The following is a 10,947-nucleotide window of genomic DNA, read 5'->3' as shown; positions in this document are numbered from 1 at the left end:
GGCGCCGGCATTGGCAACGCGCACTGGCGGCGACGACCACGGCAGCTGGGACTGGCCGCGCACCTTCACCGCACGCGGTGCTGGGCCGTTGCGGCCAGAGCACTTGCACCGCCGTCCGTCGCCCGTGCAAGACGGCCGACTGCATTGCTTCGTGCTGGACTGCTCGGCCTCCATGGCCACCAGCGGCGCGCTGGCGCGGGCCAAGGGCGTGCTGCTGGCGCTGATGGCGGAGGCCTATCGACAACGAGACGACGTGGCGCTGGTCTGCTTTGCCGGCGCGCGGGTGGAGCTGCGTCTGCCGCCGCAAAAGGCCGGCGCGTGGAACGACGACTGGGTCACGCCCATCGGCGGCGGCGGCGGCACGCCGCTGGCGCGCGGGGTGGATCGGGCGGCGCAGGTTTTGTCGCGCGCCATCGGGCCAGGCAGGCACGGCCAAGGCTGGCTGTGGCTGCTGACCGATGGCCGCACGCGGGAGCAGCCGCCGCGCCCGGCTGCGGCGCACACGGCGTGCATCGTCGATTTCGAGTCCGGGCGCGTCGCTTTGCACCGGGCGGCAGCGCTGGCCGCGCAGTGGCAGGCGCGCTACCTGTCAGCCGATGCGTGGCAGGCGGTGCCAGGCTGATTGCTGGGTGGACGGCTGGTCAAGCAAACAGCATCGTTTGCTGCAGAAACAATAGCTGCTTGCGCTTGATTCAAAAGGGTTTGAGATAGATAAGATTATCAATCGCTTGAGCAGCAAGCGCTAGCAGCTATTTATTTCATAGCAATTGCCAGCGGCTCATTCAAGGTGCGCTCGCCTGTCCACCGATTCCAGGCACGCCAGAATCTCCATCGCGGCCTCGTCTATGCGTGGCCCCGCGCGCACCAGCACGTCGAAATGCGTCTCGCCGATGCGGCACAGGCGCCCGGCGCGCAGCGCGGGAATCGCACCCCAGCCAGGCCGCGCGGCAGGCGGTGGGGCGCCCCGGCCGGCGTGGGTGATCAGCAGGTCGGGGTCGGCGCGCACCACGTATTCCGGGCCCAGCTTGGGGTAGAGGCCCAGCTGCGCCGGCACGACGTTGCGCAGCCCCAGGCGCGTCAGCGTCTCGCCGATGAAAGAAGCCTCGCTGGCAGCGGCCGCGCCGCCGTGCAGTTCGAAGTACACGCGCCGGCCTTTCCACGCGGCAGGCACGCGCGCCTTGGCTGCGTCCAGCGCCGCATCGGTGCGCCGCCAGAGCGCCTCGCCCGCACCGGGCTGGCCGATGGCCTGGGCCACCAGCTCCATGTGGCGACGCATGTCGGCGTGCGTGCGTGCATCCAGCGCCAGCACCTTGATGCCCAGCGCTTCCAGCCGCTCGGCCACGCGGTTGCGCGGGCGCAGCAAGACCAAGTCAGGTTTCAAAGCGACGATGCGCTCGATGTTCGCCTCGGCAAGGCTGCCCACCTGTGGCAGCTGTCGCACGGCGGCGGGCCAGTTGGAATGGCGGTCCACGCCCACCAGCCGATCGCACGCGCCCAGGGCGCACACGGTCTCCGTCAGCGAGGGCTGCAGCGACACGATGCGCAGCGCCGGGCGCGGCAGCTCCAGCGTCTGCTGGCGGTCGTCGGCAATGCGGATCGGGCCGCCCCGCGCCATGCCCGCCGCCATCAGCAGGCAGGTCAGCAGCGCCGGCGCCCACACCCGTCCTCGGTTGAGGCGCGGCGCGGGTGGCGGCAAAGGCACGGAAAAGCGGGAGCGAGAAAGAGAGGAGCGGTGGGCGGCGGGCATGCAGGCTGCATTGTGCCGGCCCATTCCCGCTTGCCGAACGGCTGGGTGGCGCGCTCGTCAGTGCTTGTGCGCACCGCCGTGATCGCCATGGCCGGCGGCCGGTGCCGCAGCGCCCACGGCGCGTGCCTGCGCCTGCACCTGAACGGTTTCGCGCTGGCCGTCCTTGCCTTCGAACACCAGCGTCAGCGGCACGGTGTCGCCCTGCTTCACGGCAGCGGGCAGGTCCATCAGCATCACGTGAAAGCCGCCCGGCTGCAGATCCACCGGCTTGCCGGCGGGCACGTCCACGCTGTTGACCGCGCGCATCTTCATCACGTTGTCCACCAGTTTCATTTCATGGACTTCGGCAATCGGCGCGGCAGGGGTGCTGACCGACACCAGGCGCGTGTCCTTGGTGGATTGCAGGCGCATGAAGGCGCCGGTGGCTTTTTGCTGCGGCACGGTGGCGCGCACCCAGGCGCCTTGCACGGTGACCTGGGCTTGGGCGGTGGCGGTTGCCGCGAGCAGCGCGGCGGTGAGTGTGAGGGTGGAAAAGGTTGTTTTCATGAACGATTCTTTAGCAAATGGATGGTTTGAGCGCTGGGCCACCGGTGCGAAAAGGCAAGCCGATGGGCCATCGACGTCGGTGGCAGGGCGCAGCAGGGGCGAGAGGTGCTGTTCACGCGGGCGGCCCGCGCGGCGGCAGCGAGGCGCCGGCTTGCCGAGTCGTTGGCGATATGAAGGCGCGCACCGGTAGCACGTCGTCGCAGAACGCCATCTCGGCCCGCGTCACGGCCGAGCTTCCGAAAATGGCGGGCCCTGTGCACAAAGGGCAGTCCAGCGTATGCATGTGCGCTGCAGTCGGCTCAGCACCGTCTGGGCCCACGGCCTGGCGCAATGCGCCGTCGCCCGAGCAGATGGCCGTCAGCGCACCGCCAGGCGTAGCCACCTGCAGCAATGGCGAGGCTGCAGCTGCGCCCAGCGCCATACCGAACCACACCAGCACAAAGCGGGCGAATTGGCGGGTGGAACGCAGGGCATGCAGCATGGTGCGGCGATTATGGATGCGGGCGCATTCAAATCACCTGGGGTGTTGTGCGCGCCGCGCGCGCGGCTCCAACTGAAACCGTCAGGCGTTGCCTGCGCCTGCCTGCTCGATCCGGTCGTCGTTGGTGGTGCTGCGCGTGCCCTTCAGGTGCAACTCCACATCCGACGCTTTGTCGCCCACGGTGGCGACTGCGTCCTGAATCTGTTGCTCGGTGACGTCGAGCTTGTCTGCCCACTGGGCTACGGACGCAGTGTCGTCCAGAGAAATACGGGCGGCGGCGGCGTTATTGTCTGCGCTCATGGCGGTCTCCATGCCTTGCGGCGGTTGGAAGTTAAGGGGTGAGAGCCTTGACATTAGCGGCGGGCGATGGGGTGGGCTGTAGGCCAAGCCCGTTGCTGTCCATGCGCAGCCATGCCGTGGGCGACGTGCTGGGTTGAGCGGACACACCCAAACGACTTGCGACCTCCCATCCAACGATACGACGGCAAAGCACGGGCGAGTCCGCGATGGCAACATGTCAAAAGACACATCGAACTGCGGATAAACACAGTTATAACCATGGTCCGAACATCAGAGCTGAGGAGTCTCATGCATGGCTCGTTGAGCGCCAGGTACCGGGAGGTCAAGGTACTGACCGAATTGTTGGATCAGCGACCTTCGCGTGAAGATCAAGACGCTGCCCAGATCGCAACACTCATGCGCCTGGCGTCGATGCTTTCCAGTTCCCCCGAGGAACTGCTGGGTCGGGTCGCGCAGGTCGCGCTGGATCTCACGGGCGGCCAGACTGCCGGCATCAGTTTGCAAGACAAGGACGATCAGTCCAACCCCGTGTTCCGATGGGCTGCGGTCAGAGGCGTGCTGCACGCCTTGGAGTCAAGAGTGCTGCCACGTGAAGCCAGTCCGTGCGCCGTTTGTCTGGACGCAGGCACAGCCGTTCTCATCGGTCCGACCGTGCTGGATGCACCCGGGCAGGACGGTTTTCCTGCGATGACCGAGCGACTCATGGTGCCTGTGCTCACGCTCCATGGGATTCCGGTCGGCACTTTGTGGGTGGGGGTGCACGACAACCGGCGAGGCTTTACCCGGCAAGATGCGCGCATCTGCGAGAACCTTGCGGTGTTCGTGGGCGCTGCTGTCAAATCGTTGATGGATGCACGGGAGGCCCGCCAAGTCGCCGCAGAACAGGAACTACAGGAAAAGCGGGTAGAGAACTTCATCCTTTCGCTGGCGCACGAATTGCGCAACCCGCTCAGCTCGATCGCGCTGGCCGAGTCGGTATTGCGTGCGCGGACCGGTTCCAATGAGCAGCTGAGGCCGCTCGACGTCATACGCGCGCAACTGCGCCGCATGTCGGTGATGGTCGAAGAGCTGGTCGAGCTGGGCAAGATTCGGTTGGGCATTGTCGAGCTGAACCTGGACGAATGCCGGGTGTCGGACTTGCTGCTGGCATCGGCCCAGGCCGTCCAAGCCCAGGCTGAGGCTGCAGGCCATCGCTTCGTACTGGAGCCCGGCGTTCCGGGTCTGCGCATCAAGGTAGATTCGGCCAAGATGGTGCAGGTGCTAGTGAATCTGCTGACGAATGCCATCAAATACACGCCCGAGGGTGGCACGATCCAACTGGCCGCAACGCAATACGAGCAACATGTGGAGCTTCGGGTGAGCGACACGGGAATCGGCTTGTCGGATGACCAGCTTGAACGCATTTTTGAGCTGTACGCCCAAGTCGACCGCAAGTCAGCGCTGGCTGCCGATGGCATGGGCATCGGTCTGGCGCTGGTTCAGCGCGTTGTGGAGCTTCACCATGGCGAGGTGAAGGCGGTCAGTGCGGGGCTCAACCAGGGCACGACCTTTTTGATACGCATCCCCAAGATGATCGACAGGCGGCGCTCCAATTAAAAGCTTCTGTCGCATTGCGGTTAGCCCTTACTCTCGATGGGCGAGGGTTTCAGCCTTTCATACGACGGCCAAGGTCGTCGTCCTACGGTGTGTGGGTGATCAGCCCAGCAAAGTCGGGATTGCTGCAGTTGGCCGGCGAATCGACCTATCCCCTCATGCCCCTCTACGCCATTCTTGTCGAAGACAACCAAACGATCCGCGACACTTTGATGCCCGCCATGTCGGAGCTAGCCGGCATTCAGGTCGTCGCTTTCGCGGAAACCGCTATGGATGCCATCAAAGCGGCGCGTGATGTTCCGCATCAGTGGAGCTTGATGGTGCTCGACTTGTTTTTGCGCAACGGTTCGGGCCTTGACGTATTGAAAGCACTCGGCCCCTGGGATCCGGAGCGTGAAGTCGTGGTGCTCACCAACTTTGCCACCCCCGACGTGCGAGAACGCTGCATGACCTTGGGCGCCAAGGCAGTGTTCGACAAGTCCACCGAGCTCGAACAGTTCTTCGATTACTGTATGTATCGACATGGCGCACCCGGTTGAGCTTCTGCGGCCTAGGTGCGATACATACAAATAGGCGGCGTAGGTCCGTATCGCCGTGCCGATCTGGGAGATTCAGCGGTGGGACAGATGGCCACTGCCGGGACGACGTGCTCCATGCAGACGGGCCAGTCTCATTCCGCGATCGATCATCTGGCTGGCCAATAAAAAAACCGATGCTATCAAATTAATAGCATCGGCTTTAGTTGCCTTGCGGCTTGTAAGTGGTGGGTCCTGAGTGACTCGAACACTCGACCTACGGATTAAGAGTCCGCTGCTCTACCAACTGAGCTAAGAACCCACTTTTAATTCGTTTCTGCTCTGAAGCAGAGACTCGAATTATGCACTATTTTTCATAGTGGCCGCAAGCGGCGCGCAGAAACGTACGCTGAAAACGGATGCGGTGCCCATCACATCAGCAGATGCTCTCCCGCGTTGTCGCCACCCAGGATCACGTAATTAACCTTGCGCACGTCCATCAGTTTCTTGCCGCCCGAATAGCTGATGGAGCTTTGTACGTCCTGCTCCATCTCGATGAGCGTGTGCGCCAACGGGCCCTTGACGGGCTCGAGAATGCGCTTGCCTTCGACGTGCTTGTATTCGCCCTTGTTGAAGTCGCTGGCCGAGCCGTAGTACTCCTTGAAGAGCGCGCCATCGACTTCTACCGTCTTGCCGGGCGATTCTTCATGGCCTGCGAACAGCGAGCCGATCATGACCATGGTGGCGCCGAAGCGAATACTCTTGGCGATGTCGCCATGGTCGCGGATGCCGCCGTCGGCAATGATGGGTTTGGTGGCCACGCGCGCGCACCACTTCAACGCGGAGAGCTGCCAGCCACCCGTGCCAAAGCCGGTCTTGAGCTTGGTGATGCACACCTTGCCCGGGCCGATGCCCACCTTGGTTGCGTCGGCGCCCCAGTTTTCCAGGTCGATGATCGCCTCGGGCGTGCCCACGTTGCCCGCAATGACGAACGAGCGGGGCAGCTTGTCCTTCAGGTAGCCGATCATTTTCCTGACCGTGTCGGCATGGCCGTGGGCGATGTCGATGGTGATGTATTCGGGCGTCAGTCCAGCGGCGGCTAATTGGTCCACCGTGTCGTAGTCGGGCTGCTTCACGCCGAGCGAGATCGACGCGAAGGTGCCAGCCGCATGCATGTCGCGCACGAACTGCACGTTGTCCAGATCGAACCGGTGCATGACGTAGAAGTAACCGTTGGCTGCCAGCCAGCGGCAGATTTTTTCGTCCACCACGGTCTTCATGTTGGCCGGCACCGCCGGCAGGCGGAAGCTGCGCTCGCCCAGTGTGACGCTGGTGTCGCACTCGGAGCGGCTTTCCACGCTGCATTTGCGCGGCAGCAGAAGAACGTTGTCGTAGTCGAAGATTTCCATGAGATTCCAAGCTCCTGTGAAAGGTCGCGAAGGAGAGATTTCCGACGCGATGGGGCGCTTGGCTTGGAGACCGGTTCGGTGGGCGCGCCGTGCGGCGTTGCCGAGCCCTGCTGTGCGCAGGCACCATGAAAAAACCGGACACCAAAAAACTTGGGCCCGGTGACTGATTCTACCCCTGTGGCAATAACCGCGTCGTGCCCGCGCTGCCGTGGCGCATGCCCATCAACGTGGGGCCGCGCAGCGCGACTGTGCCGCTGCCACGATGTGGCCGGATGCATCTTCCAGCCAGCCCACCACGCTCATGCGGTCTGGGTCTGCGCCCTCCGGAATGCGCATGGAGCGGCTTTCCGTCCAGAGCCACTGCTCACCTTTTGGTAGCTGGTTGCGCTTATTCCATGAGTCTTGCAGGGCATTTCGTGCCAGATGGCGCGGAGTCGTCGTGCCCTCGGTACCAGCGGGAATGGTCTCGATCAGCAGCAGTGTGTAGCGGTACCCGGCTGCAGGCGCCGGGCGGGCGCCCTTGCGGTGCACGCTGATGGCGACGCCCCGGTAGTCGTTGACTGCCGGGCCGACCATCACGCGCAGGCGCCCAGGTGCGGGGCTGGCGATATCGCTGACGTGGGTGTCCGATCTGTTTGGAGCAGGGCGTTGCAGTTGCTGCAGCCGCTCCAGTGCATCGCGCGTGGCCGCTGCGGCCAGGGGCGCTTCGTCGCCTGTGCTGGCGCTGGGCACGATCCAGTCGACCACCACTGCAGAGGGGCCGGGCGTATGCCTGGTCGATTCGGCCCAGCAGCTCTCGCAGTCGGCGCTGATAAAGCGTTCGACCAGCGCGACCGGCTGAGGCTGTCCGTCGCTGGTGCAGGTGGACTGGGCGTGTGCCAGCAGCGGTGTGCTGGCGATCAGGGCAACGGTGAGAAAAGAGCGCATGGCGGGGACGGGAAGGGGTGGTGCGCCATGTTCCCACAAGCGCTCAACCGGCGCATCGGGACGTTCCTCCCTTGAGTTCCCCAGCGTTGCTCAGGCCAAGATCATTCCGGCTTGATGTTGGCGCGACGCACCACGTCGCCGTAGCTGACAAGGCGGTCGGACATCATCTTTTCAAACGCGGCGGGCGTCATTTCTTCGGGCGGGATCACGCCGCGCGCCTTGAGGTTCTCGACCATGGCAGGCTCGGTGGCCGCCGTGCGAATCGCCTTGTGCAGCGCCTGCACGATCGCGGGTGGCGTGCCGGCCGGGGCAGCGATGCCGGTCCAGGACGTCTGGTTCAACCCGGGCTGGCCCAGCTCGCCAAAGGTCGGCACGTCGGGCAGCTGTGCGATGCGCGTGGGCGACGCCACGGCCAGTGCCCGCAGCTTGCCCGCTTGAATGTGGGGCAAAAACGTGACCAGGTTGTCGAAGATGAATTGCACTTCGTTGGCCAGCACGGCCGTGATGTGCGGCGAGCCACCACGGTAAGGAATGTGAACGCCCTTCGCGCCCACGGCCAGCAGAAAGGCTTCTGCGTTGAGCTGGCCCATGCTGCCCGCACCCGCGCTGGCAAAGTTGACCTGGCCGTCCTGGGCCTTCAGGTACGCCACGAACTCCGCGAAGTTCTTGGCCGGCACGCTGGGGTGCACCACCAGCACGTTGGGCTGGCGGCCGAGCATGGCGATGTTCTCGAAGTCCTTGATCGGGTCGTAGCCCAGGTTGGGCTGCACCAGCGGGTTGGCCAGGTGGCTGCTTTGCGATGAGGCCACCAGGGTGTAGCCGTCAGCCTTGGAGCGTGCGACGAATTGCGTGCCGATGGAGCCGCCCGCACCGGGCTTGTTCTCGATGACGATCGGCACGCCGAGGATGCGCCCCAGCGATTCGCTGTACTGGCGTGCCATCACATCGACCGAGCCGCCGGGCGGAAAGGGCACCACCAGCGTGATCGGACGCGTGGGGTACTTGTCGTCGGCTGCATGGACGGGCAGCGCCGGCAGGCCAGCGAAGCCGGACAGGGCCAGGCCCATGCCGGCGCCGAGGATGGCGCGGCGCGATGGAGCTTTGCTGGCAGCACGCAAGGAGGCGGTGAGATATTGCATGGTGATGAAGTGCGTCGAAGTGAGAGTTGAATTGAAGAGGGTGCGGTGCAGGCGTTCAGCGCAGTGCTAGCAGGGTCAGCGCCAGCGCTTGCGCACGCGGCACGAAGGTGGACAGGTCGCAGAATTCGCGCTCGCTGTGGGCATAGCCGCCGACCGGGCCCAGCGCGCACAGCGACGGAATGCCCATCGACGAGGTGATGCCGCTGTCGGCCGCGCCCCCCGTGGACTCGCCTTCCACGGCAAAGCCGACCTGAGCGGCCGATTGCTGGTAGATCTGCAGCAGGTCAGCGGGCGTGCGCGCCATGGGCAACGAGCCGGTCTGCTGCACGATGCGTCCGCTGGTGCGTGGCAGCGATTCTTCCTCGATCACCGCGTGGATGCTCTCCAGGATGCTTTTCAGATCGTTTTCGGCCGTGTAGCGCAAATCGACATGGGCCATGGCCTGCGGTGCCACCACGTTGGACGCCATGCCGCCCTGCACGAAGCCCACGTTCACGGTGATGCCTGGCTCGCAGCCGTTCAGTGCATGCAACGCCAGAATCTTGCGGGCCAGCGCATCGATGGCACTGGCGCCTTGCGCGGGGTTGATGCCGGCATGCGCGGCCACGCCCTGCACTTCGAAGTCGATGCGGTACGAGCCCTTGCGCTCGATCACCACGTTGCCGCTGATGCGGCCGGGCTCGGCGTTCAGCACGGCGCGCGCGCCCTGCGACACCTCGCGGATCACCGTGCGGCAGGCGGGTGAGCCCACTTCTTCGTCGCAAGAGAAGAACAGCTGCACCGGCGACGCGTTACCGCCGAAGCGCGCCAACGCCTCGGCCACGAACACATTCATCACCAGGCCCGACTTCATGTCGGCCACGCCGGGGCCGAAGGCCTTGTGGCCCTCCACCCTCCAGGGCCGCTGGGCGACGGTGCCGGCCGGAAACACGGTATCCATGTGTCCCATCAACTGCAGATGGCCCGGAGCCGACGCTGCACCGGTGCCGGGAATGCGCGCCAGCAGACATTCGCCCCAGCCAGGCTCCGGCAAAGTCTGCACCGTGATGCCGGCGGCTTCCAGATGCGCGCGCAGCAGTGCGGCGACCTGCTTGACGCCGGCTTCCTGGCCACTGCCGCTGTCTACGTTCACCACCTGAGCCAGCAGCTCGAACATGGCGGCTTCCTGGGACGCGAGCCAGTCGAGCAGGGGCGTCGCGGCGGCTGGAGGCAGTGAGGCAAGGGGCGTGGAGGTCAGCGTGGTCATGGCGTGATTGAAATGAATGTTTCAGTCATCATAATTTGTTTGCAACATTCATTGCAATGGTGCTGCTCCACGCTTCACGCGGCTATGCTTTGCGGGCTGAATTCGCTTCTTGTCGCCGCCCGCCCGGTCGGCTGCCACTACATCCCTCCAATGCTGCTCACCGACCGACTGGTTCTTCAAGCCGCGGCCCTCACGGCCAGCGAGCGTGCGCTGGTGGACCATCTGCTGCGCAACTATCCCGACGGGCTGCTCGACTCAGCCAGCGCCATGGCGTCGCGCGCCGGCACCAGTGCATCGACCGTGGTTCGTCTTTTTGCCAAGTTAGGCTATGCCAGCCTGGCCGAAGTGCGGCGCGAGGCCCGCACCGAAGTCACCGCGCTCTTGCAGACGCCCGCGCAACGCACCACCGCCACCATCGGCAGCGCGCGCAGCCTGGCGGAATGCGTGGACGACGCGGTCTTGCACGATCAGCACAACATCGCTGCCACGCGCCAGAGGTTGGACATGGCTGTGTTCGAAGCCTTTGCCCGGGCGATCAGCGATTGCACCGGCCGCGTGCTAGTGATGGCGGAAAAGAACAGCACGCCCGTGGCGTCGTACCTGACCACCCACCTGAACATGTGCCGCCCCGGCGTGCAGGAGCTCGGCATCGGTGCCCCGTTCGCGGTCGACAGATTGCTGTGGGTGGAGCCACAAGACGTGCTGCTGGTCTTCACCATCCGCCGCTATTCCAACGGCGCGCTGATGGCGGCGCGGCATTTTCGAGACCAAGGCTGCCTGGTGCTGGCTATAACCGACAGCGTGGCTGCGCCCATCGTGGCCTGCGCAGACCACACGCTGCTGGTGGGCACCGCCAACGCCTCGCCCTTCGATTCGTACACCGCCGCGTTCTTTTTGGCCAACGCCCTGGTGTCCGCCGTGGCGCAATTGCGCCCGGATGAGGTGGCCCGCGCCTTGCAGCGGCGCGATACGCTGTGGAAGGGGTTCGAGGCCGATGCGGTGGATGGACTGCGCCGCACGCCCACGCCGCGCCGGCTGAGGTGA

Annotated in this window: 12 protein-coding genes and 1 tRNA gene; 4 read left to right on the top strand and 9 right to left on the bottom strand. The window is 64.9% G+C overall.

The annotated features are described in order from the left end of the window. Positions 1-622, top strand: a 622-nt coding sequence (locus RQI28_RS15755; protein ID WP_404976966.1) for a vWA domain-containing protein, incomplete at its 5' end; no start/stop codon positions are given. A 156-nt stretch (positions 623-778) separates the two neighbouring features. On the opposite strand, the gene RQI28_RS15750 is transcribed toward RQI28_RS15755, so the two are convergent. The 4 genes from RQI28_RS15750 to RQI28_RS15735 all read right to left on the bottom strand — a co-directional run bounded on the left by RQI28_RS15750 (position 779) and on the right by RQI28_RS15735 (position 3,074). Next, entirely contained in the window at positions 779-1,747 is a 969-nt protein-coding gene (locus RQI28_RS15750) for a helical backbone metal receptor (RefSeq protein WP_311223605.1), read from the bottom strand. A 57-nt stretch (positions 1,748-1,804) separates the two neighbouring features. Beyond that, positions 1,805-2,293, bottom strand: a complete 489-nt coding sequence (locus tag RQI28_RS15745) for a copper chaperone PCu(A)C (RefSeq protein ID WP_311223604.1) — start codon at positions 2,291-2,293, stop codon at positions 1,805-1,807. Between the two features lie 112 nt (positions 2,294-2,405). Further along, positions 2,406-2,774 (bottom strand): DUF2946 family protein, encoded by a 369-nt coding sequence (locus RQI28_RS15740; protein ID WP_311223603.1) that lies wholly within the window; start codon positions 2,772-2,774, stop codon positions 2,406-2,408. Positions 2,775-2,855: 81 nt separating this feature from the next. Continuing rightward, positions 2,856-3,074, bottom strand: a complete 219-nt coding sequence (locus RQI28_RS15735; protein WP_311223602.1) for a DUF3606 domain-containing protein — start codon at positions 3,072-3,074, stop codon at positions 2,856-2,858. Between the two features lie 288 nt (positions 3,075-3,362). Here RQI28_RS15735 and RQI28_RS15730 point away from each other — a divergent pair, with 288 nt between their 5' ends. Together RQI28_RS15730 and RQI28_RS15725 are read left to right on the top strand one after the other, a co-directional pair. Then, a complete protein-coding gene (locus RQI28_RS15730) occupies positions 3,363-4,670 on the top strand; it encodes a HAMP domain-containing sensor histidine kinase (protein ID WP_311223601.1) in 1,308 nt (435 codons plus the stop codon). Between the two features lie 119 nt (positions 4,671-4,789). After that, positions 4,790-5,206, top strand: coding sequence for a response regulator (locus RQI28_RS15725; protein WP_311223600.1), 417 nt, complete (start codon positions 4,790-4,792; stop codon positions 5,204-5,206). 222 nt (positions 5,207-5,428) lie between these two features. On the opposite strand, the gene RQI28_RS15720 is transcribed toward RQI28_RS15725, so the two are convergent. The 5 genes from RQI28_RS15720 to RQI28_RS15700 form a co-directional block, all read right to left on the bottom strand. After that, positions 5,429-5,504 (bottom strand) — tRNA-Lys (locus tag RQI28_RS15720). A 109-nt stretch (positions 5,505-5,613) separates the two neighbouring features. Further along, the gene (locus RQI28_RS15715) at positions 5,614-6,591 is read right to left on the bottom strand and encodes a GMP reductase (protein ID WP_311223599.1); all 978 of its coding nucleotides are present in this window, start codon (positions 6,589-6,591) and stop codon (positions 5,614-5,616) included. Positions 6,592-6,813: 222 nt separating this feature from the next. Then, positions 6,814-7,518, bottom strand: a complete 705-nt coding sequence (locus RQI28_RS15710) for a hypothetical protein (protein WP_311223598.1) — start codon at positions 7,516-7,518, stop codon at positions 6,814-6,816. 101 nt (positions 7,519-7,619) lie between these two features. Further along, a complete protein-coding gene (locus RQI28_RS15705; protein WP_311223597.1) occupies positions 7,620-8,657 on the bottom strand; it encodes a tripartite tricarboxylate transporter substrate binding protein BugE in 1,038 nt (345 codons plus the stop codon). 55 nt (positions 8,658-8,712) lie between these two features. Then, a complete protein-coding gene (locus tag RQI28_RS15700; RefSeq protein ID WP_311223596.1) occupies positions 8,713-9,903 on the bottom strand; it encodes a M20 family metallopeptidase in 1,191 nt (396 codons plus the stop codon). Positions 9,904-10,053: 150 nt separating this feature from the next. On the opposite strand from RQI28_RS15700, the gene RQI28_RS15695 reads away from it, so the two are divergent. Beyond that, the gene (locus RQI28_RS15695; protein WP_311223595.1) at positions 10,054-10,947 is read left to right on the top strand and encodes a MurR/RpiR family transcriptional regulator; all 894 of its coding nucleotides are present in this window, start codon (positions 10,054-10,056) and stop codon (positions 10,945-10,947) included.

This window comes from Acidovorax sp. WCS2018Noco2-16, assembly GCF_031843945.1.
Classification (GTDB): domain Bacteria; phylum Pseudomonadota; class Gammaproteobacteria; order Burkholderiales; family Burkholderiaceae_C; genus Paracidovorax.
The sequence above is the reverse complement of the archived record's forward strand: the minus strand, read 5'-3'. Positions and strand labels throughout refer to the sequence as shown.